Genomic DNA, 24085 nt, shown 5'->3' with positions numbered 1-24085 from the left:
TCGGAATTGCCGTTCTAACTTTTTGAACGAACGCAGATACGAATAGCATGACAGCCTATAATAATCGGGTATCCCAAAAGTAAGCTTCCGTACGTACCAGCTGCACGCACTTGCTAAAATCAGGGTGTTCTGTATTAATCATGTAATTGTATTCATACGGAATCACCGCCGATGGTACTTTGAGCACCAACGTTTCCTGCGTTGTGTACCAGGCCGAACCGATACGTTGCAGTGCTGAGTAACCTGCCACTGTACGCCAGTTATCCGGTAATTCGTTGCGGCTAATTTGCCGGAATAAATAGTCCTCGTCCGCGATGGAGATAACCATTGTTTTGTAACTGTTCAGGGGCTGAACGGAACCGCGATGAACGGCCAATTCCAATGAGGCCAACGAGCGTGATGAACCGGCATAAATGACGTATTGCCCCTGTACATTCCAGCGATTGGCACTCCCGGACGCCCGTAGCGTCTGCGCGTGGATTTCTTTGCTAATGCGAAAAACTTCCATGCACTACACGTTATCGCCGTACTCCATTGCGGTTAGCCGGTCGTCGACGAACTTGATGCCTGTCACTGTATTGAGGTAATCGTTGGGGCTACGATTGTCGAAGAGAAAATTGGGCTGATTTAGCCATTGGTCCAGCGCACGTGCTGAGCCGAATACATTCAGTCCGTGTTTGATCAGCGACAGCAACAGCAGAACCTGTTCTTTAACGTTGTCTCTAAACACGTTTTGTGGCTTCTTGTATTCCCGAAATGTTTTGACACTGACATTGAGCCAGTCCGAAATGACTTCGTCATTGAAATTGGTCAGCGTTTTTATCGCGTTGACATGCTGCCAATTGATGTCCTTTGTGTACAGAAAGGTCAAAACCTCACCATCGTTGATATGGCTGGGAACATCCCTGATTATCGTATTGTCGACGCGGTTCGACGCTTTCATAACTTGTATTTAGTTGGTAACAAAACAAAAATAGGTAAAGTTGCCGGTAAGTGAAGGTATAGTTGCCTATCTAGGTGCGTTTGTGTCAGGAAACTAAAAACGGCAGGTAAGCCTGACTTACCTGCCGTTTTTAGCCGCCGTTTAGCGACCATAATGTAGACCAGAGAACGCCTTATCCCTTGATGTTTTTCCGGCGGTTGCGCTGAAAATCTTCGAACATCATGTTCCCAAGGCCCTGTAGCCCGCTATAGTAGGCCCGGCCATTGTTGACCTTCGTAAACTCCTGTACGAACTGCTTCAGGTACGGGTCAGACGTAATCATGAACGTCGTAATCGGAATCTCCAGCCGGCGCGCCTGTGCCGCCAGCGTCAGCGTCTTGCTGACTACTTTACGGTCGAGACCAAACGAGTTTTTGTAGTATTTGATCCCTTCTTTCAAACAGGTCGGTTTGCCGTCTGTAATCATGAAGATCTGCTTGTTCTTGTTCTTCCGACGGCGCAGCAGGTCCATCGCCAGTTCCAGACCGGCGACTGTGTTGGTATGGTAGGGCCCGACTTCCAGATAGGGAAGGTCTTTGGCCTGAATCTGCCAGGCGTCGTTGCCGAACACGACGATGTCGAGTGTATCTTTCGGATACTTGGTTTTGATGAGTTCTGTCAACGCCAGGGCCACCTTTTTGGCGGGCGTAATCCGGTCTTCTCCGTACAGAATCATCGAGTGGCTGATATCGATCATCAGCACCGTCGAAGTCTGCGTTTTCTGCTCTTTTTCGGTGACTTCCAGGTCACGTTCCATCAACCGGAACTCATCGACGCCACTATTGATCTGCGCGTTTTTGATGGATTCCGTCATTGAAATCTGCTCCAGCGTATCGCCGAACTGATACGTCCGCAGGTCGCTGCTCAGCTCGTCGCCGGAACCCGTGTAGGGCGTGTTGTGATTACCGCCCGACTTCGACCGTTCGAGCTTGCCAAAAATTTCCTCCAGCGCCGACCGACGGATGGTCTGTTCGCTTTTGGGCGTCATCATAATCTTGCCTTCTTCGTTCTTCTCGGTCAGGTAACCCTTTTCCTTCAAATCGTCGAAGAAGTTGCCGATACCGTATTTATCGTCGGTTAGGCCGTACTGCCGGTCGAGCTGACTCATCCACGACATTGCCTGTTCAACATCGCCTGAAGTCAGCAGCAGCAGTTGCTGGAATATGTTCAGCAACTTGTCGAAGTCACTGCCCCCCTGCTGTTCGGGCGGTACGTAATCTGAAAATTGAAAGCCTTTCATGTATCGATGATTGAGTTGTCGACTGCTGGAATGATTGAATGAGGGAGAAGGCGTGGTCAGGAGGAGAACAGTGCGTTTTTCGGATTTGTTCGGCAGGGCTACAGGGGCAGCGAAATGGAAAAATCTGGGAGAACGTCTTCCCCAGACAGGGTCACGGAACTGCCCTGTTTAATCTCGATAGAGCCGTTTTCGCGATAAATGAATACCTGCTGCCCCGCCCGGTCGATGAGCCAGCCCAGCCGTGTGCCATTGTCCCGGTATTCTTTCATTTTTGCCTTGAGATCATCGCTTTTTGAGCGAACCTCAATCACAAAATCCGGGCAAATGGGAGCAAACCCCTGGCGTTCACGCTCGGTCAGCGCATCCCATCGTTCTTTAGCGACCCAGGACGCGTCCGGCGACCTCACGGCTGAATTGGGTAGCGTGAAGCCTGTGGATGAGTCAAAGGTGACACCTAATTGTTTTTGTCGATTCCAGATGCCCAGCTCTATAGCCAGTTCTAGATTGTAACGTCCTGTTTCTGTTCCGGTGGGTGGCATAAATAGGATGTTTCCGCTGGCATCGCGTTCCAGACGGAGTGTTTCGTTGGCCTGACAAAGGGCAAAGAAGAACTCGTCGTCAAACCGGTAGTCGTGCGGTGGGTGCAGCGTGCGCAATTGCTGGTCCATGGGTAGCAGTCAGTTTACCAAATATAACGATTTACAACCAAAAAAGTCAGCCCCTGACTCCCGTACGGCGTTCGATTGCCGGGGAATCAGGGGCTAAAGTAATGGGGGCGACCGTAGACGCTGTCGCTGAGGTGATGATCAGCTGTAGGCGAGCAGCGACTGTAATTCCTTTTGGCTGAATCGTGTGTTGGTGATACGGAACTGATTGTAATAGACAGCTTCCTGGTCGAAGTGAGTCAGGTGTTTGATGTTGGCGACGGTGCTTCGATTAAACTGCCGGAAACCTGGCTGAATCGAGGTCGGGATCAACTGGTGACAAACAAAGTTCAGCGTTCCCCGGATCGTATACGTCACCGAAGTACCGATGACCCGAATCTGAACGTAATTTTTGCTGGCTTCCAGACAGTATACGTCCTGCCAGTGTAGTTTTATGTTGCGGTTACCTACTTTGACAAAAAAGAAGTCAGGTTGTTCGCCCAGCTGCGGGACTGATTGTATCGATTGGGCAGGAACAAGCTGATGTTCAATGGTTGTCTGGATGGTCGCAAATAATGCGGCCGGACTAACGGGTTTAATTAGGTAGCCACTGGGACGTAGACGGGTGGCCTGCAAGATGGTATCGCGGTCAGAATAAGCCGTCAGGAAGATAAACGGCAACCGGTACTGATTGGCTAGCTGACTGGCTAGGGCAAGGCCATTGTTATCGGGCTGCTCACTATTAAGATTGATGTCTAACAGCGTGAGGTCTGGCCGGAACTGGTCGATAAAGGCAATGGCCTGATCGTACGTGTTGGCAACGCCACTGACGCTGAACCCCAAATCTTCCAGGCTGTAACGCAACGTCTCGGCTATCAGCAGTTCGTCTTCCACGATCAATATTGCGAATGAATCAACCACAGACGAGTGTCAGTTTATAGTGGTAAGGGTGGGTGGGTGGGGTCGTTAACGTCGCTTTGATCTGCCGAACCAGCAAGCCGATGATGTCCATACCCAGGCCCGGCATCGCTGGCTGACCAGTGAGTTGTCCGTTATCGCTATACTCAACCCGTAGGGCATCTTTGTCCTGATCGAGCGCGATGTTAATATACAGCGTGTCGATGGGCTTGCGCGGAACCGCGTGTTTGAGCGAATTCGTGACCCATTCGGTCAGGATGAGGGCGAGAGGCAGGTAACATTTGGGTGGCAGCGAAACCGGTGCAATGGCGAAGTTCGTGGTAACGGCTTTGTCGTAGCAGCCCACAACGGAATCGAGCATCGTTTTGATGTAACGGTGTAAATCGACGGGTCCTTCGTCACCGACCAACTGACTGTGGAGCGTAGCGATGGATTCAACCCGCAGCCGGGCCTGTTGCAACTGGATCAGGGTTTCAGGGTGGTCGGTATTGCGCTCCTGCATTCGCAGCAGGCTGTAAATCATCGACAGGTTATTTTTCACCCGGTGCTGAATCTCCTTGTTGAGCAACTGAACCTGAACAACCTGCTCGTCGAGTTGCTCATTCAACTGCGACAACCGCTTCGCCTGCGTTTCGACCAGTCTGTTCCGGCGGTACAGGTAGAAACTCAGCAGGCTGATCACTATCAGCAGTACAGATAAGACCCAGATGGTTTGCCATCGGGCCTCGCGTACGGCAGTCTGGTAAGCCATTTTGTTTTTTTCTACCAGCAGTTCACTGCTGACAAGGGCGTCCTGCATCTGCGCAACGGCACCCGAATTGTTAAGTCGATGGGTAAGATCATTAACGAGCGCGTAGTATTGACTGGCTGCTTCGTGGTGTTGCTGCTGCCGGTGTATCCGTGCCAGGTTTTCGGCGTAGTAAAGACTGTCGAGCAGGTTACGACTCTGGCTGAATACATTGGTCAACGAATCGACGTACGGAGAGGACCGTCGCTGCTTCGTAAACGCATCGATTCGGCTCCGCGTCAAATAATAATGATCCAAAAAGTTATACGTCGAGGAATCATTGGCAATCCAGGCGCGACGGGTCAGGTTCGTCAGAATCTTGGTCGCCAGCGCATAGGCTCCTACACCCGTGGCGATGTGGGCCATTTCCGGGATGAAGGTGTAGGTCTTCAGTAGGGCCGTATCCTGGCTCTGCATTTCGTCGTACAAGCGGTTGAGCACCGCCGTAGTGTGGAGGGTATCCCGCGCTTTTTCGTAGGCGTGTGCCAACAAATGAGTCGTGTACAGATAGCGGTATCGTTCGTCGGCCATCGGCTTGTACAGTTCGGATGTCCGCCCGTAGTAATAGATCGTTCGTTGCGGCTCTTTGTCCCAGGCATCGTACACACGGCCCCTGGCATTGACGGCCCTGGCTAGCATCCGGCGATTTTTCCAGCGGTCGGCAATGGCCTGTGCACTGTCATAATAGGCAAGGCTTCTGGCAAACGACGCAAAGCCTTTTTTCTGCTGGTACTCCTCATTACCCGCCCATATGAACCGTAGCTGTGTCGCACTATCGGCCAGAAAACGGGCGCGCTGATCCGCTGCGGGCTTGGCTGGCTGCTGGCAGGACATCAGCCAGGTGATCAACAATATGTGCGTACTCCGTAAAAGCCACTTCATGAATGAGGGTGAGCGCCGGGTGGGCAGATGATGGTATGCTAATAAGGCTGTAATGTACAATACGTGTATAACATCGCTCGTCTGTCAGCGGGTTTCTTTCATCACTTTCACCGAACACAGTACGTACGATGACTCCCCGGCTTCGACAAATCGGGAGATCTGGATAATACCCTTACGGCCCTGCTGCGTCTGAAAAAGCACAAACCGGGGAACTTGTTTGTTGGAAAAGCCAACCGTTTCGCCCTGCTCAGGAATCGGTAGCGTCCGTAGCCACGTATCGTCAGTCATCTGCTCAAACTGCGTCGCCGTTATGGTCGAACAGGTCTGACAGTTTTCCAGCAGGTTGACGAACCGCACGGCCTGCGCGCCCGGAATATCATCGAACGTCAGATTGCCTGCGTCAGTCGGCGACACGAAACGGTTGTAGGTAAACGACGGATTCAGGCCGAAAAATACCACGTCAATCGATGCGCCGTCTTTGGCCGTCAGCACCTCATCCGCTTTGAAAACTCGGTTCTGACTCGTCGACAGAAAGCTGCCGATTGTTTTCTGAGCCGCATTGATACCCAATTTTACATCAGTCAGCGTGTACAGGTTACGATTGGGTTTCACCACGATCGTACGGCTGACCGATTGGTTTTTCTTGGTATTGCCAGCGTCGAGTTTAATGGTATATGTGCCTTCTTTCGCGAAGGTGATGGCCGTTTCCTTAGCCGTTGGGCTGGCAACGGTACCGCCTTCCACCGACCAGGTATACGATGTCCCGCCCACCGTTTGGTTCTGCGTTGTCAGTGTCAGGGGGGCTTCTTCATCGTAGTCTTCGGGCGATAACTGATAGGTGAAGGCGGGTGCCAGGTCGGGTGCCACGACAATGGTCGTATCTTTTTGCTGGGCGAAGCTGCCGTAGAACAACTGCAGCGACACTTTATGCGGGCCGGGGGTAGCAAACGTCACGCTGGGATTAGCATCCGTCGATGTCGCGGGCGATCCACCATCGAACGTCCACACAACCCGGTCGCCCCCCAGCGACCGGTTTTTGATGTTGATGGTGGCGGGCGGGTATAAATTGCCAACCACCTCGGCCTGGAACGCCGGTACCAGTTTATCCCCGATTTTCAACGTCAGTTCCTTCGTGCCCTGCTCACCGTCGACGTTGGAGACAACCAGCTTTACCGTGTACGAGCCGGCAGTTGTGTACCGGATAGGGGCGGGTGTTTTGTCCGTCGACGTACCGGGAGTTCCCCCCGGAAACGTCCATTGGTAGGCATCCGCTCCAGTGGTTAGGTTGGTGAATTGAATCGACGCCGGGGGCGTGAAGTTATCGTTGGTCGCTTTTATCGAAAAGTCGGCCTTGACAGGAATACTCATTTCCCGGTAACAGGCACTGCTGGTTAGCGCAGCGAGACTCAGGAGCCAAAAACCCAGGGTAGCTTTCATAAATGAGGAACCGTCTAGCGGTTGATAATAATACGTTTGGTGACTTGCTGAGTAGCCGTGCTGATCTGGACGATATACGAGCCGGCGGGCAGGTCGGGCAGGTCGATGGCTTGATCATACGTCGACTGACCGGCCAACTGTGTAGTGTAGACCGACTGGCCCGCCCGTAAGTCGATTACCGACAGGCGCGCCGTCGTGACGCTACCGAAATCGACCTGTACCCGAAACTGCCCGGCGGTTGGGTTAGGGTACACGATGACTGCCGTCGGGGTTGGCTCGGCCGGCGCGGCCCTGCGGCCGGATTCGGGTTTGATCGTGAGTGTCTTGTACACCTCCGCTTCGCAGGTGCCGTTTGATCCGCGTAGGCCGATCTGGTAAGCCCCAGTCTGCGTACAGATGAACGTGACCAGTGAACTGGTCTTGCTTAGTACACGTGCCGATGCGGGCAGAATCCACTCAAACTGAGCGTTGCCGTCGCTGACGTTGACGGCCACAATCGTGTCACCGACGATGCCCTGACTGGCGATGATAAACGTAAGTTGCGCCGTCATCGGCGTTACGCGAACGGTGAAGGCGTTGCTGGCTGAGCAGCCCACACTATCAGTCACAGTGATCTGGTACGGGCCTGCCTGCGCAATGGCTTGTCGGGGGTTGGCCGATGTCGTTCCGTTGGGTAAGGTCCAGGCGTAAGTGTTCGTGCCGGGCTGCGTAGCGTTAAGTTGCAGCGTTTGGCCCTCACAGATCGTGCGATCGGCCGATACCGATAGCGTCTTAGAGGCCGGTGTTACCAGTGCCACGGTTGGCGTCGTTACCCGACAGCCGTTGGCATCGCGCACCGTCAGGGCATAGTCACCCCCGCAGAGGTTTACCAGCGACGCCGTTGCCGGGCCCGTGTTCCAGCTAAACGTATACGGTAGTACTCCGCCCTTAGCGGTTGTCTGAATGCGCCCGTCGCAGCGACCGGCACACGTAGGGTTTAGCTTATCAAGAACTGAGACGGCCAGCGCCGTGGGCTCTTGAATACGAACCGGTACTTCGGCCGAACAGCCATTCTGATCGCTGACGATAGCCAGATAACGGCCCGCTTTCAGACTAGTGAGCGATATACCCGTCGCCCCCGTACTCCAGTCGACCCGGTACGGTGAGGTTCCCCCCTGTATCTGTACCGTAGCCGTGCCCTTCTGGTCGTTGTAGCACAGGTTGTTGGTAATACCCGTCGCATCGGCGACCAGCTTGGCTGGTTCAGTCAGTACGAGGTCCGCCTGTTGGGTAATGCCATTTTTGTCCGCGATGATGCACCGGTATGTACCGGCGGGTAGATTTTGAATAGCTAATCCCTCCGTATTGAGTGGGACAGTCGTACCACCGGCAATCTGCTGCCACCGAATGGTGTACTTGTCGGCTGTTGCCAACGGTACGCCACCATCAGCGGTCGCCAGAATCCGGGCGTCGCGCCGGCCGAAGCAGGAAACGGGCTGCGTCGCTGTCAGCGTCAGCGTCAGCTTAGGCGGTTGAGTGAGCCGTTGGGTCAGCGTTGCCATGCAGCCTTCTTTCTGGGTAGCTGCACTGTACCGGGCGTCCTGTACGGTAATTGTGTAGGTGTCGTCGCCGATTTGCGTGATCGTGTTAACCGTACCACCGTTTGTCGACTGACCGGCTCCGGCACTACCGCCTGCACCTGCTGTCCACAGGGTCTGATACTGCGGGGTTCCCCCCGCAATGGCTACGCTGATCGAGCCGTCGGTCAGGCCGAAGCCGCGTGGATTAGTGGCGGTGGTCAGGGCGACGGTTACTGGCTGCTTGGGCTGTTCGATGAGGGCCGTTTGTGCGGTGGTCTGACAGGCATTGGCATCGGCCACAGTCAGCTGGTATGTTGCCGGAACCAGTCCGGTTATCCGGTGCTGTTCGCCCGCCGAGAACGCAGTCGCTGTGCCGTTGACAAGGGCCTGATAAGCACCGGTACCGCCCTTGGCGCTGAGCGAAATGGTACCGTCGCTACCACCGAAACAGTTGACGTTTTCTTTTTGCAGTGTAAACCGCAATTGGTCGGGTTGCTTGACTTCGACGCTGGCTTTCTGTCGACAATTGTTGGCGTCGCTAACCGTAACCTGGTAGGTGCCGGCCGTAAGACTCGCAATGGCGCTCGTTGTAGCGCCCGTGTTCCAGCTGTACGTATAATTGCCCACGCTGCCGACTGCCGTGACGGTGGCCGTGCCGGTAGTGCCGTCGAAACACTTGACAGCGGTACTGGCAATTGTCAGGATGAGTTCGGTGGGTTGGGTGACGGTGATGCTGGTCGTTTTTACGCAGCTATTGCCGTCGCTTACGACCACGGAGTACGTACCCGCCGACACCTCCCGGAGTACCGGTGTGGTAGCGCCCGTACTCCAGCGGTAGGTGTAGTTGCCCACGCCCCCGGTGGCCACTATGGTTGCGCTACCGTCGCTGCTGCTGAAGCAGTTGGCAGCCGTGATGGTGGGGGTCAGGGTGATGGCGGCTGGCTGCGTAACGTCGATGCTGGTGGTTTTGGTACAACCGTTGGCATCGGCTACGTTGACCGAGTAGGTACCGGCGGCTAAACCGCTCGCTGCCGCTACGGTCGCGCCGTTATTCCAGCGGTAGGTGTAGTCACCTTTGCCGCCCGTCGCAACCACTGTTGCTACGCCGTCACTACCGTTGAAGCATTTGACGGGCGTACTGCTGCTGGTAAGAACAACGAGGGTCGGTTGGTCAACCTGTATGCCGGCTGTCTGTACACAGGTGTTTCCGTCGGTGATAGTTAGTTGATAAGCACCCGTTACCAGCCCATTCAGGGTCGGTGTCGTTGCGCCGGTACTCCAGGCATAGCTGTATGCGCCGGTACCGCCCGTGGGTGCCGACGTTATCGCGCCATCACTGCCCCCGAAGCACTTGACGTCGTCTTTTTGCAGCGTCAACCCTACTTTCGTTGGCTGACTAACGGTAACGGTGACGGTCTGCTGACAATCATTGGCGTCGCTGATCCGCACGGTATAGCTGCCTGCTGTCAGGCTAGTGATGCTCGCCGTTGTTGCCCCGTTGCTCCAGCGGTAGGTGTAGGGAGCGGTACCACCCGATGCGGTGACAGTCGCGGTGCCGTCGTTGCCCCCAAAGCATTTGACAGCGGTATTGGCGGTGGTTAACACGAGTACTGCCGGCTGACTGATCTGGGTGCTGGCCGTCTTGACGCAACCTACATTGTCGGTTACCTGCACTGAGTACGTTCCCGCCGGTAACCCTTCGACGGTGGGGGTGGTGGCCCCGGTGCTCCACTGGTAGGTGTAGCTCGTTCCACCACCTGCGACGGCGACCGTCGCTTTGCCGTCCTGACTCAGGAAACACTTGGTAGCTGTAGTACTGGTCGTTAGGGTCAGCAGCGTGGCGGGTTGCGCAACGTCGATAGTGCTGGTTTTTGCGCAACCGTTACCATCGGTGGTGGTAACCGAGTAGGGGCCGGCGGTGAGGTTGCTGACGGTGGGGATAGTAGCCCCGTTGCTCCAGCGGTAGGTGTAGGGGGCGGTTCCCCCGGTGGCCGTGACCGTTGCACTGCCATCGTTACCCCCGAAGCACTTGGCAGCTGTAGCGCTCGTAGTCAGCACCAGCTGAGTCGGCTGGATAACTTGTACATCGATGAGTTTGGTACAGCCGTTGGCGTCAGTGACGGTAACTGAGTAGGGGCCGGCAGTCAAACCGTTGGCGGTGGGGGTGGTGACTCCGTTACTCCAGCGGTAGGTGTAGGGGGCGGTACCGCCCGTAGCCGTGACGGTGGCTGTGCCATCAATGCCCCCGAAACACTTGACAGCGGTGCTGCTAGTGGTCAACACCAGTTGCGTCGGCTGGGTAACTTGTAGGCTGGTGGCTTGCTGACAGCCGTTGGCATCGGTGACAGTAATCTGGTACTCCCCAGCGATCAGTCCGCTGGCGGTAGCGGTAGTCGCTCCGTTGTTCCAGCGGTAGGTGTAGGGAGCGGTACCCCCGGTGACCGTGACAGTTGCCGTGCCGTCGTTGCCGCCAAAGCACTTGACGGCTGTAGCGCTCGTGGTCAGAGCCAGCTGCGTTGGCTGGGCGATGGTGACGTTGGTGGTCTTTAGGCAACCGTTGTTGTCGGTGACGGAGACCTGATAGGTGCCGGCGGCTAGTCCAGCGGTGGTGGGGGTGGTGGCCCCGGTGCTCCACTGGTAAGAATAGGTGGTGCCGCCCCCGGTGGCGGTGACGGTGGCTGAGCCATCGCTGCTGCCGAAGCACTTGGCTGGGCTGTTGGCACTGGTCAGCGTTAGCAGCGTGGCGGGCTGCGCAACGGCTACCGAGGTTGTCTGTTGACAGCCGTTGGCGTCGGTGACAACAAGCTGATAGTCGCTGGCGGTGAGGTTGCTGACGGTGGGTGTTGTGGCTCCGTTGCTCCAGCGATAGGTGTAGGGGGCGGTACCGCCGGTGGCTGTGACGGTGGCGCTGCCGTCGCTGCCGCCAAAGCATTTAACGGCCGTAGTGCTCGTAGTCAACACCAACTGAGTCGGCTGGATGACGGTGACGCTGGCTGTTTTTGTACAGCCGTTGGCATCGGTGACAGTAACCTGATACTCCCCAGCGATCAGTCCACTGGCGGTAGCGGTGGTGGCTCCGTTGCTCCAGCGGTAGGTGTAGGGAGCGGTACCACCGGTGGCTGTGACGGTGGCTGTGCCATCATTGCCCCCGAAGCACTTGACAGCGGTGCTGCTAGTGGTCAACACCAGCTGAGTCGGCTGGGTAACTTGTAGACTGGTGGCTTGCTGACAGCCGTTGGCGTCGGTGATAGTAACCTGATACTCCCCAGCGATCAGTCCACTGGCGGTAGCGGTAGTCGCTCCGCTGTTCCAGCGGTAGGTGTAGGGAGCGGTACCGCCGGTGGCCGTGACGGTGGCGCTGCCGTCGTTGCTGCCAAAGCACTTGACAGCGGTGCTGGTTGTGGTCAGAGCCAGCTGCGTCGGCTGGGCGATGGTGACGTTGGTGGTCTTTAGGCAACCGTTGTTGTCGGTGACGGAGACCTGATAGGTGCCGGCGGCTAGTCCAGCGGTGGTGGGGGTGGTGGCCCCGGTGCTCCACTGGTAAGAATAGGTGGTGCCGCCCCCGGTGGCGGTGACGGTGGCTGAGCCATCGCTGCTGCCGAAGCACTTGGCTGGGCTGTTGGCACTGGTCAGCGTTAGCAGCGTGGCGGGTTGCGCAACGGCTACCGAGGTTGTCTGTTGACAGCCGTTGGCGTCGGTGACAACAAGCTGATAGTCGCTGGCGGTGAGGTTGCTGACGGTGGGTGTTGTGGCTCCGTTGCTCCAGCGGTAGGTGTAGGGGGCGGTACCGCCGGTGGCCGTGACGGTGGCGCTGCCATCGCTGCCCCCAAAACACTTAATGGCGGTGCTGGTCGTGGTCAGCACCAGTGGGCTGGGTTGGCTAATGAACGCGCTGATCTGTTGTTGACAACCGTTGGCGTCAGTGACGATAACCTGATACTCCCCAGCGATCAGTCCACTGGCGGTAGCGGTGGTGGCCCCGTTATTCCAGCGGTAAGTATAGGGAGCGGTACCACCGGTGGCTGTGACGGTGGCGCTACCGTCAGTACCGCCCGCGCATTTAATGGCCGTGCTGGTCGTCGCCAGAACCAGTTGCGTCGGCTGACCGATAGCTACACTAGCTGTTTTCGAGCAACCGATTCCGTCAGTAACGACGACAGAGTAGGTGCCGGCGGTCAGGCCGTCGATGGCAGCTGTTGTTGCGTTCGTGTTCCAGCGATACGTGTACGGACTGGTTCCTCCACTTACGACTACGCTGGCCTGTCCATTGCTACCCTGAAAGCAGGTTGCCGATGTTGCCGTTGGTGTCAGTTGTAGGTCGGTGGGAACGGTAAGTGTAGCGGCCGACGAGGTCACAGTCCCGCAGGGGCCCTGAACGATGACATCGTACGATCCCGAGTCGTTGTTGGTCAGGTTGGACAATGCTAACGAGGAAGCCGTTGCTCCGTTGATTGGGTTGCCGTTTTTGCGCCACTGGTAGCCCGTGATTTCGCCCGTAGCTGTTACCTGAAGTGTTACCGAACCTCCTGGACAGACGGCTTGCGACGCGGGTTGGTTGGCAATCGAAATGGGGGTACGGACGGTCAGGCTGGCCTGACTGCTGTTCTGTGTACCACAGGGGCCGTTGATTAGTACGTCATACTGCCCCGCATTATCGCTGGTAACGTTCGCGAGCGAATAGGTCGCGTTGATTGCCCCCTCGATAGGTGTGCCGTTTTTGCGCCACTGATACCCCGTTACGCTGCCCGATGTGACAACCTGAAACGTTGCCGATTCGCCCGAACAACGCTGCTGCGCCGTGGGCTGACTCGTGATGACCGCTGCTGCCTGTACGGTGAGCGTTGCCGAACTGCTGGTGACGGTACCACAGGCCGTACTGATGACTACGTCGTACTGACCCGCATCGTTGGTGGTAACGCCAGCCAGTGAATAACTGGCGCTGGTTGCGCCACTGATCGGCGCGCCATTTTTGCGCCATTGGTACGTCAGGTTGCTGCCACTGGCCGTGACGTTGAACGTGGCCGACTGCCCTGTACAGGTGTTGATGCCCCCCGGCTGACTCGTAATCGACGGTACCCCGCCTGTCGTCGTATTGACGGTGATGGCGTTGCTGAGCGCATAACAACCTGTGCTACCGTAGACAATTACGTCGTACTGCCCGGCATTGCTGTTAGTAAAGTTAGTTTTGGTATAGGTGGCATCGGTCGCTCCGCTGATGACGTTATTATTCAATCGCCATTGGTAAGATGTGGCGTTGGTTGCCGTAACGGCCAGTGATAAGGTGCCTCCGGCGCAAACGGCACCAGCATTGGGCTGACCACTGATGGTTGGCGTATCGCCGATGGGACTGGTATCGATAGCCCCTCCATCACCGGATGCGTAGGTCATTTTAAACGTACGCGCCAGTTTGTCGACATTGTCGACGAACAGCAGGTAGTATTGGCCCGTACGGGGTGTCAGGTTGAATGTCTGTACGCTGGTTCCGTTGTTGTACGGGTAAGTTGACGAACTGACAAAATCGACCGGCTTGTCGAGTACCTTAGTGCCGGGATCAGTTAAATTGTCGTAGGGCCCCCACAGTATATAGTCCAGGTTATTTTTTTTGGGGTTGTCTGCCTCGTCAAGTGTCATGGTGATGGAGCCCCCCTTTGACACCTTGACAAAAAACATATTGGACGTCACCGCAAAAGACAACTGATTGTTATTGCCATTACGAGGAAAGAAAAATCGAAACCGAACGTCCTGGTTGAATAGCGTGTACGTTTTGTCGGGGACTAGTTTAGCCTTACAGTTTGACTCGGTTATTTCGGCGGGTAGCGCTACCTGTCCGTACGACGAGCGTAGGGCCAGCAACAGGGCCAGAAGTGACAGGCAGAGATAAGTAGCTAGTTTTTTCATGATGCTGACTGAGGGACTAGTCCCGGATTACGGCCACTGATTTCACGCGTTTGCTTTCACGGTTGGCGGCTTCGATGGCCGTGATTGAGTACACATACTTGATCCCGCTATTCACCTGAGTATCAATAAAGAGGGTGCTGCTGCCCTCGGCTTCGCCAATCTTGACGAAGTCATCACTATCGGCATTCCGGCGGTAGATGCCGTATTTCTGCCGCAATCCGTTCGATACGCCGGGCCAGCTAACTTCTACGCCCTGGGTGACATTGCGGGCGTAGAACGTAAAGACCGGATCGGGAGCCGGGCGGGGAACGACGACTTCCGTTGGCTCGGAGAACGTTGTTGTATCGCCGAATGCTGTCACGGCCGCTACCCGATACCAGACCGTTTGGCCGGCCTGTAGCGTGGTGTCCGTAAAGGAGGGCTGGGTCAATAGCTGGCTGCTCACCGACTGGAATGCACCCGTCGATCCGATTCGCCGTTGGGCGACGAAGCCGATCAGAATATTATCCTGCGTCCGTACGTCGTTCCAACTCAGCCAGGCTGCTTTGTTAATCAGTGATGCATCGACGATCTTAGGATATGTCGTTTCGATGTACCGCGTAGGCCGAATGGATACCGGTGGGACCAGGTTGCTGGTATCCTGGGTCAGATTCATCGTCATCACGCTGTAGAAATACTCCGTTCGACCGCTCAGTACACCCGCCGTGTCGAGGTAGGTTGTGGCGTTGCGAATCGTTCCGCTAACCAGCGACAACCTGTCTTTCGCGGTACCCCGGTAGACATAGTAGCCAAACAGACTGGGGCTGGTGGCTCCTTTCCAGGTCACCCGTACGTGCGGCCCTTCGGTACGAACCTGTAAATCGGAAACGGGCAGTGGTCGGCTGAACTTGGTACAAGAACCCACGGTTTCGGCCGCAACAGACTGCTCTAAGCCTTGTAGTGGAATAAATAGCGGCCGTAGGCGGTAGGTGTAGTTAATACCGGGCCGTACGGTATAATCGTAGAAAAGCGAATCCTGCGCCGTTAGCCGGGCCACGATCGAAAACGTGCTGTCGGCTCCGTTGTCGCGCATCAGTTCAATACCCGTGTAGTACGGTTTCTGCGGTAGTCGGGCCCAGCTAACCCGAACGGCGTCGGTCGTGTCCAGCGATTTAGCTGCGTAAAGCAACACCAGGTTCTGTTGGCTAATAGCGACGGCTGTCGCCGTATCCGACGGCGATCCGGTGTTGTAGACGAGATCCTGCGGAATGATGCAGGCGCGTACGGCTTCTTCCGGTACGCAGTTTTTCTGCCAGTAAAAAACCAGCGTATCACCCTTGGCTGTCAGCGTCGGGATCAGGGTTGGCCCGGCTTTCCACTCGGTACCCGTGTACATCCGAACCGAGGCACGTACCAGTTCCGGGGACGTCAGGTGGACGGCTATGGCCTGGCGAAACTGCGGATCATCGACGTTGATGGTTGTGGGTATCGTAGCGGGCTGCGCCGGTTTGAACTGGTTGACGGGTAGTTTCCAGGTCATAGCCACCAGGCTGTCCTGCCCGACGATCTGCGTTGTCTGGGCCTTGAGTTGTTTGAGCGCCGTGTTTTCGGCCCCGGCTACGGTAAACCCTTCGCTCCAGGGTAGCCGGTTTTCCGATTTGTCGACCTGCGTAATGCGGTAGTAATAGACCAGCCCGGCGTTGACGTCCTTGTCCAGAAACACCGTGCCCAGCACTAGTTGCAGGTCGATGCTACCCGCTAGCCAGCTGTAGTCTTCCGGATTGCCGTGGGTTGCCAGGTAAGCGAGCAGGGCCTCATCGGTGGTCGTTTTTGTTGCCTCCCGGAGGAGTTTCAGGTATTCGTCACCCACCAGCCGGCGCAGGTCAGCGATCGTCTTCGGTCGGCTGAACTTCGTGATCATCTGCGTTTTCAGTAGTTCACGGGTCGGGTTTCGCCCCACGGTATCGGAACCTAGTTCCTTCCCCTTGGTGGCCCCTTTTTCCAGTATTTTGTTGGTCAATTCCGTGCGCTCGATCTGAAAATAAGCCGTACTGGCCAGCAGCGATGCGTCCTCACGTTTGGGTTGCATTGACGTTATGACCAGGTAGTTGCCTCTTGGTGAAGGAAGAATCAACAGCCCCTGTTTCGTGTCGCTGTTCTGTGCCCGCAGATTTGGGCTCATCAGCAGGAGTAATCCTATAAAAAAAATGAATCGTGTTCGCATACTACTCGGTCCGGAGAATGATGATTACCGTGAATGCCAGTTGAAAGAGGTTTTGACATCGCGGCAGAGTTTGAAGGAAAAACCGCAGGGGTAGGGGACGCCCCAGCATTTATGGCACCAATCGCCCCAACCGCAGGGATAGCCGACGCAGATTTCTTTCGAACACCAGCGCATCCCGGCGGAGTTACAACCCCGTCCGCTGTCGTTGTCGAGGTAGAACCGGAGCATGGCTTCGCCATTGAAATACCAGCCCTGCGATTCGCCGTAGCCCCCTCTGATTTCGACACTCGCGTCGGCTCCACCATTGAAACCGGCCCCCAGCAGGTTGACCGAAGCACTGCCGCCGGCCCGAACGCGACCGTAGACACCAAACTCAGCCCGTGCGAAGCGCCCGTAAAACTCCAGCGACGCGTCGGCCCAGTACCGGTACCGGAAGCTGGCGTCGCCGATACCCAGATTGATACTGTAGCCGCCTTCCTGCTGGGCAATCTTGGCGTCGCCCCGGACATTGACTCCGTTGAAGTACTGCCCATTGTCGTCGAGTGCGTAACTGGATACCTGCCGCCAGATGGCTGCGGCTTCAGGAATCTGATCCCGGCGGGCGCTGATGCCGATCGCAATGAGTACGTTAGCGTCGCCGATTTTAGGGATGTTAAGCCGGGCGTTGCAGCCGAAAAACGCCATGTTGGTTTTCGCGTACAGCAAGGCATTGACGCGCAGCTTGGCGAACCCTTTCAGAATCTCGACGTCACTGTTGAGGTCCACGATCAGGCGCGTCCGGCAGAAATCAAGCGTGACAGTGGCAACGCCCCAGTCGGTCTGGTTGATTTTAGCCCCGGCCGATCCTTTGATGACGGGTTTGGCCCCGCATTCGATCAGGTCGAACAGAATACTGACTTTAACCCGGTCGAACTCAACCAGCTTCTTGTCGACGCCGGTAGGAGTCAGGGCCCCCATGAGTGCGACGTAGTACTTTTTCTCCCGGATGTTGAAGTCGATGGCCCCGCCGAGCTGTGTCCAGGTAACCGAGCCCATCGGAATCTGCGTTGAGGCAATCAAGGCCAGTCCGAGTTCGAGGTCGGATGCCGCCGGGCCCACTTTGTAATACTTGAAACTACAGGCAAACTTGCGCGAGAGAGTTTCGAAATTGCCCGACCCTTCGAAGCCCTGCCGAACGTCGGTGTTGACGGTTTTAGCGCGGATTTCGGCTTTAAAACTGCTGTTATCAATCAGGAAGAAAAACTCGTTGACGCGAACCTGTACGGAACCGGCGTTGTCGACAACCAGTACCGACGCGTCGCTTTTAACCTGCATCGATCGGACATCGAGTTCAACGCCCCCGGCCACACCAATGCCCCACGACACCTGCGATTCGGCAAAGGGTACTTCCCGATCTTCGTCTTTGGCCCCTAGTTCGTCGAACGCTTGCAGGCTTTCTTCGCCAACCGCGTCCCTGGCTCTCGATTCCGGGGCGCTGAACCGGCTGTTGCTGGCCAGACTGGCGTTTTCCGTCGAGTCCCGCTGCATGAGCGTGTTCATCTCATCGACGGTCATCTTTATGCCCCGGTTAAACAGAAACCGCCGGATATTAACCTTCACCGGACCCAGCATCAGGCTGGCGTTGGCCTTGATCGCCACCAGCATTTCCTGACTGCTCCGGTATGTAAAGCGCTGTACTTCCAGCGGAAACAGCGTAAAGATTGAACTTTTGGCGGTGCCGGTGTAGTCGATTTTAAGTGTGCCGTCGATCTCGAACGCTTTCTTCGCCGACAGGTACGCTACTTCGAAGCCTTTCGGCGTCGTGAACTTCAGTGAACTTACTTTATAGCCGTCTTTGGGGAGCGTAATCTTACCCCCGATCTTAAGGCCGCTTCCTTGATTTACATAGTACAACTTGTCGATAATCAGGTCGTTATCCTTGTTGTCGGTTGTGGCAATGCGGCCGCCGAAACCAACGCCCTTGAAGTTGTCGTAGATAATCAGTCGGTTAAGCCGGGCCCGCCAACTGCCCATTTTGGCTTCCAGGGGGGATTTGTCGGTGATTTTAAGTGCTAGTTCTTTAAGTTCGAGTTTGGTGCCGATGGTGAGTTTCTCGATCTCGACATCGTCGTTCAGCCACTTAAATCTAGCTGCCTGCGGAAGCCGCACCTTACCAACAAACTCAATACCTTTCTCCGTAAGCGCGCACTTCTCTTTGTCGAAGAGAAAGGTCAGAAACGTGACCTGAAATGGGAAAAACTTCTCGCTATCTTTTTCGAGTCGGTCTTTCGCTTCCTTGGATAAACCGGTAATCGGGGTTGTCTTCAGGTCAAACGCAAGCTTGTACTTGGCCGACGACAGCACGGCCGGGAATGATTTGAGATTACAGAAAGCCGGGGCAAAGTCCTTTAGCTCACCGGCCAGTAATTCACTGAGTTTGCCCCGCTCGTCGTTGGGGTCGACAAACGTCAGTGTCGTACGGGGTAATAGATTAAGCGTAAACCCACCAGCATCCTGAAGCCGGTCTGTATTCAGGCGCAGCCGGCTACCGCCAAGTAAACCGACCGTTTCCTCCGCTACGAAGCGTCGAAGGGTCAATCCGGCCCGGCTTTCCAGTATAACCGGCGCAAACTTGAACGCTTTCAATTCCAGCTCTGTCTCCTTGAAGACAATCTCTCGCTGGGGACGGCTGTCGCCTTCCTCGTCGACGTCGACAAGGACGTTGGTAAAGGTCAGTGTTTTTGCACCGGCGGACTCGAACGCCATACCCGTGGGCAATGTAAGCTTCCCCGAGACTCTGACCGTCTTCTCCGAGATACGTTCCAGCTTCTCCGCGTCGATGGTGTAGCCCAGAATAGTTTTTAATTCAGGCAGCGTCGTGTCGCGCTCGTCCAGTACGAAATCGTAGTTGCGCGTGTCGAGCAACGTTGTCGAAAAAGCGGTCGTATTGTGCGTTTTGCTCTTTGCCTTGACCCGCATTTCGCGGTTATAAGGCAGGTATAGTTTGTAGGAACCATCGGCACCGGACGTAGTGCTGTAGGGTAGCTCATCGACTTCGATTGTAGCCTCAGCAACCGGTTTCTTGTCGCTTTTCTGCGTGATCGTTCCTTTCAGAACGACCGCTTTCTCCAGCGCGATAGTAATTGTTTTTTTCTCGCCGGCCGTAACCGTCACTTCACCCGATATGGGCAGGTAAGGCGTCAGATTACTGACGGGTACAACCTTGTAGCGGATGACATCGCCCGCGCCCGAATAGTCCCAGCCGTTCGCACCGGTTTCGCCCGATTTACCATCACTGATTTCGATCCGGGCCGCTGTAGGACTACCGTTCAGGGTGGTTACGAATTGGACGATCCCCTGTTGATTCCGAATCGTGACAACGCCAGCATCGGTCATACTGCCCAGCTGTTCGTTGGGTAGCACCAGCCGCTCGTACACACTGGTTACTGTTTCGTCGCCATATCCCAGCAGGCTGGCCGATAATGTCGATGCGCCGGCAGCGTTTAATAGCTGGCTCACGCTTTTGTAGCCGCCCAGCGTGCGTTCCCAGGTGCGGCTGTTCTCGCCGGGATTACGCTCGTTCCAACTGAATCGTCCGGCCTGGTACGTTACCGATTGCTGATCGAAGCCGGGTGCCGCCAACTGAATCGATACAGGGCTGGTGCCGTAGGCTTTGACGATAAAAAAGCCGTATTCGTTGGTACGGATGAGTTGCCCCGTTGCCTGTACCTTGACGAGACCACCACTGACGGGCTTGCCGTACTGATCGTTCAGCACACCGGCTACCAGCGAAACCGTCGAACGTAGGGTAATGTCTTTCTCCAGTATCTCATTACCCGTGAAGGACATTGTTTCGGTCTGCGGGGTCGGCGACAGTGTATTGTCGACGGCCTGGAGGGCTAGTTGCCCGTTTTTCCGAAGCAAGGGTAGTTCAGCTAGTGTATACTGTCCCGTTCGGTCGGTCGTGACGGTTTTCGTAAAGTCGCCTTTGAGTCCATCAAGCCGGTCGGCCTGCGCGATGGTGACTGTAACGCGAACGCCTTCACGGGGTACGAAACTGGGTGATCGCGTGCCCACTTTACCCGCCAGTGTTATCGTGCTTTTATACGTGTAGTTCCGCTTCAGATACAGCAAGGGCTTGTTGCCGTCTGGCCCGGCCGTTTCGTTGAACGGACTCAGCGGAAAATACATTGGCGACTTTCCTCTGGCCTGTACCTGCACGACCAACTGATCGCCCCCGGTGGTATTGTAGAAGATACGCCGGGCCGCCCGCGCCGAGGTCAATGTCGCGATGCTGACGTACGACTGACCGTTGTATGTTACGTCCTCACGGCTGTCGCTGCCTTCTCTGACCAAGTAAGGCAGGCGCGCAACGATGTCCTTCCGACGCAGCAGCCGTATACTAAGGTCTTCCTTGGGAATATTGGCCGACACCAGTTGCGATGCAAACCGAAAAGTTTGTGCAATCAGCGTGCTTTGTCCCAGATCATAGTTAGCCTGTCCACGCTGAATTGATACGATGCGAGTGAGGGGGGCGAAATCGTCCGTTGATGTAGCCCGTACCGTCAGTGTTGATACGCCCGCCAACACGTCGGGGTTGAATCCATTCAGTACGTAGTTGCCGTCTTTGTCCGTCTTGGCGGTGCCGATGAGTCGACCGTTGGCTAGTACGCTTACCTGTGCGTTTTCGAGTGGGTTGGCAACGCTGCTTTTTTCGCCGGGCGACGCCACCCGGCGCGTCACTTCGCCATAGGCCCGGGCCGCTGTTTTTACGACCCAGTCTGTCTGAGCGGTATCGGGTTCGAGTTCGGTTTTTTTGAATGACCAGACTACCCGGCCCTTCATGGTTTTGGCAATGCTTTCGGGAGGGGTTGGCTTGGTGTATTGCTTTTGTAAATTCTGGAGAGTTGTAAACGCGTTCTGGGTAACACTGGCACCGTAAGCAAAGAAACCAACCTGGGAATAGCCATCATTCACAAAGGCTACCCGGCCTTCCTGCCCCGGTTTAGGTACGGCCTGCACCCGGTATCCGTAGAGTCGACCGGGTGTAAGCGGAGGGCTCCCCGGACCGTACAGGAAGGTAGTGCCCGACGTGCGGGTGGTGAAAAAGGGTGGCTGCGCGAAGAACAGGTTCTGTGGATTACCGCCGAAACCCTGCGGAATGATAATCTCGGTCAGGGTTACCTCGTAGTCGACCGCGCTAACTTGGCTATGGCGGGGTATCCACTGAAACAGCACCTGCTGGGCGGGTAGAGCCGGAACCGGTTGCGTGCTGGAGGGCAGCACTACGAGGGGTGGATCGCTGCGCTGTAGCCAAGCATAGTTGGAGCAGACCGTTGCCGACAATTGCTGATTCGTCTGGTAATCGAAAGCGGTAAAGCAGAAGCGGTACAGGCCTTCCGGAAGGGGTCGGGCGTACTGTGCGGGTTGAATCTGTAGGTTCTCAGGCCGGAAATACACGGCCAGGTCGCTGCCTGTCAGCTGAATCATCGAACCGGGCAGTAAGTTGATCGGTGGGGCGGCCACGTTGTCCATTCCCATGATCCGGGTACCGGGTCCCTCGATAGACGTTTTCAGTCGGACCTGCCGATTGGCCAGCTGTAAGTCTTTTAACATCAGCGTTACATAAAGCTGTTCGCTGGTCGGGCTCGACAGATCGGCCAGATACGTTGTGTAGGGCGGTTTCGCCAGCGCCTGTATCTGTACCGGGTAGTTCTGGCCATGACTGGGTAGGCAGGCTAGTAACAAAAGGCTACTAATCAGGTACGGTAGAAGTGTACGTCTCATCTGTGTAGGGGCATGAAGTCACGACCGGACCAGCCGGTGTGTTGGCGTGGAAGCCGTTAGAAGCGGGTGGTGTAACCGAGCGTTGCCGTGATAAAATTGCCGGTGGCAGTCAATTGGGTCGACTGCCATAGACTAGCCAGCAGAAACGTGAAGTTGTGCCGTTGTAGGGCCGTATAATTCAGCGTTAGCCGGGCGTTGGTAATTTCGCTGGTCGACGTTTCTGCCGTAGCGTACAAATACGAACTGGTCAGGGCGGCCAGCAGGGTATTGTTCAGGAACGCCTTGTTAAGGCCAACCGTCGGGCCGACGGAGTTGAACCGGTTACGACTGATGTAGCTATCCATTACGTTGACGCCGGTTGTCAGCGTCAGCGCCTGCCGGGGTAATCCGTACGAATAGCTGACTGTACCGTTGAAAATTTCCGACAGTTGCCCCCGACGAACCATATCGCCTTGCTTGTTGGCTACACCCATCAGCGTAACGTTAGCCATAAGGCTTTGTACGTTCGACTCGGTCGTTCGGAGTTGATAGACCGCGTTGAGCGACGCATTCTGAGTAATCTGAGTAAAATTCAGCGTGTCGATCTGCTCCAGGGGTGATAGTCGCGTAATGTTCTGGATCGAATTGTTGATAAACGTGTACGCTTGAAAACTGGAATAACTGGCGCTCAGGTTCAGTCGGGGGGAAGGGGTGGCAATGACGTTCAGGTTACCCACCAGCCGGCGCTGAGAACTAGTTTTTACATTTTTCAAATCATCCCACTGTACCCCAATTGAGCCGCTGCTGTTGATTTTGCCGCCCCAGAAAGGTTGCGAAAAATTCAGCGTTACGTTGGTGAAATCGTTGGTGAAAAAATACCCGCCCAGCGTTAGGTAATTTGGATCGACACGCTCGTAGCCTACGCCAATGACCGTGTTCGTACGTTTCATGACGGCGTTCAGCGTACTTTTTACCGCACCATATGATTCCGCCGTCGCGTTTGGATGCCATAACAGAGCCGCTGGTGCGGTGAGCGCTCCTTTCGCCGTAATCGTTCGGTTGCGCTCCAATACACTGTTTGTATACTCGACGTCAAACTGAAGAAAATTGAACAGTGTCGCACCAAAATTGATGCCCACGACCAGGTTTGCCAGTGGGGTTGGCTGTTCGAAAGGCGCTGCTGTATCAGGACGAACCGGAATCGTAACCGAGTTTGGATTATCGCGGGCGTAGAAGGTCGTTACGCCACCTCTTAATTTATCGCCCTGCCACCCTACTCGGAAACCCATGCCAGTACGCTGAAAAGCGGCCGGTGTGGTTTCGGTTGCTTCCTGTGCTTTCACAAGCCGACCGTACATAGTGCTGATTTTCCACCGGCCGGGTGCCAAGTCGAATCCTACTCCGCTAAACTGATGTCCGCTGAGCGAATACGGCGAAAATGTCATATTCGACATGCCGATGTGCGCCGTCGCCCACTTGTAGGTTGGGTGAATGCCAATCTGATTGTACGAAAAGGGCTGGCTATAGGTAAACTTTCGGCTGGAATAGGAAAGCGTAACCGGAATGGTGGTACCGAGTGCCTGTACATTTACGTTGCCGGAAACGAAGTAGCTCAATGGATCGGCTCCGGTTGGGTTGTACGAGTTGTAGAGGGTGTTGACCGATAGCCCTCCCGACAACTTTACCTTTTTTAGTTCGGTCAGATCAACAGACTGACTTAATACGGGCACCGTTAGGAGCAGACATACTAGTAGCTGCATGTACTTTATTGAGTACACGTGTTTCATAGG

At 55.6% G+C, this 24085-nt stretch carries 11 protein-coding genes; all 11 read right to left on the bottom strand.

All coding sequences use genetic code 11. The features are described from left to right. Positions 1 to 55: 55 nt before the first annotated feature. Entirely contained in the window at positions 56 to 508 is a 453-nt protein-coding gene (locus CLV58_RS11010; protein WP_106137864.1) for an RES family NAD+ phosphorylase, read from the bottom strand. A gap of 3 nt (positions 509 to 511) precedes the next feature. Beyond that, positions 512 to 943 (bottom strand): antitoxin Xre/MbcA/ParS toxin-binding domain-containing protein, encoded by a 432-nt coding sequence (locus tag CLV58_RS11005; RefSeq protein ID WP_106137863.1) that lies wholly within the window; start codon positions 941 to 943, stop codon positions 512 to 514. 172 nt (positions 944 to 1115) lie between these two features. Then, the gene (locus tag CLV58_RS11000) at positions 1116 to 2222 is read right to left on the bottom strand and encodes a vWA domain-containing protein (protein WP_106137862.1); all 1107 of its coding nucleotides are present in this window, start codon (positions 2220 to 2222) and stop codon (positions 1116 to 1118) included. Between the two features lie 98 nt (positions 2223 to 2320). Continuing rightward, complete coding sequence (locus tag CLV58_RS10995) at positions 2321 to 2890, bottom strand: Uma2 family endonuclease (RefSeq protein ID WP_106137861.1); 570 nt, start codon at positions 2888 to 2890, stop codon at positions 2321 to 2323. Positions 2891 to 3028: 138 nt separating this feature from the next. Next, positions 3029 to 3787 carry a response regulator gene (locus CLV58_RS10990; protein ID WP_106137860.1) on the bottom strand — a complete coding sequence of 253 codons (759 nt, stop codon included), beginning with the start codon at positions 3785 to 3787 and terminating at the stop codon, positions 3029 to 3031. Next, entirely contained in the window at positions 3780 to 5453 is a 1674-nt protein-coding gene (locus CLV58_RS10985) for a sensor histidine kinase (RefSeq protein WP_106137859.1), read from the bottom strand. Before CLV58_RS10985 ends, CLV58_RS10990 begins: the two co-directional genes overlap by 8 nt. 84 nt (positions 5454 to 5537) lie before the next feature. After that, complete coding sequence (locus tag CLV58_RS10980) at positions 5538 to 6890, bottom strand: PKD domain-containing protein (RefSeq protein WP_106137858.1); 1353 nt, start codon at positions 6888 to 6890, stop codon at positions 5538 to 5540. Positions 6891 to 6904: 14 nt separating this feature from the next. Next, on the bottom strand, positions 6905 to 14347 hold the full coding sequence (locus CLV58_RS10975) for a T9SS type A sorting domain-containing protein (protein WP_106137857.1): 7443 nt from the start codon (positions 14345 to 14347) through the stop codon (positions 6905 to 6907). 16 nt (positions 14348 to 14363) lie between these two features. Then, the gene (locus CLV58_RS10970) at positions 14364 to 16550 is read right to left on the bottom strand and encodes a fibronectin type III domain-containing protein (protein WP_146141410.1); all 2187 of its coding nucleotides are present in this window, start codon (positions 16548 to 16550) and stop codon (positions 14364 to 14366) included. Positions 16551 to 16574: 24 nt separating this feature from the next. Beyond that, positions 16575 to 22316, bottom strand: a complete 5742-nt coding sequence (locus tag CLV58_RS10965; protein WP_146141409.1) for a hypothetical protein — start codon at positions 22314 to 22316, stop codon at positions 16575 to 16577. 56 nt (positions 22317 to 22372) lie between these two features. Continuing rightward, a complete protein-coding gene (locus CLV58_RS10960; RefSeq protein WP_106137854.1) occupies positions 22373 to 24055 on the bottom strand; it encodes a hypothetical protein in 1683 nt (560 codons plus the stop codon). Between the last annotated feature and the right edge of the window lie 30 nt (positions 24056 to 24085).

The organism is Spirosoma oryzae (genome assembly GCF_003002825.1).
Lineage (GTDB): Bacteria > Bacteroidota > Bacteroidia > Cytophagales > Spirosomataceae > Spirosoma > Spirosoma oryzae.
The sequence above is the reverse complement of the archived record's forward strand: the minus strand, read 5'-3'. Positions and strand labels throughout refer to the sequence as shown.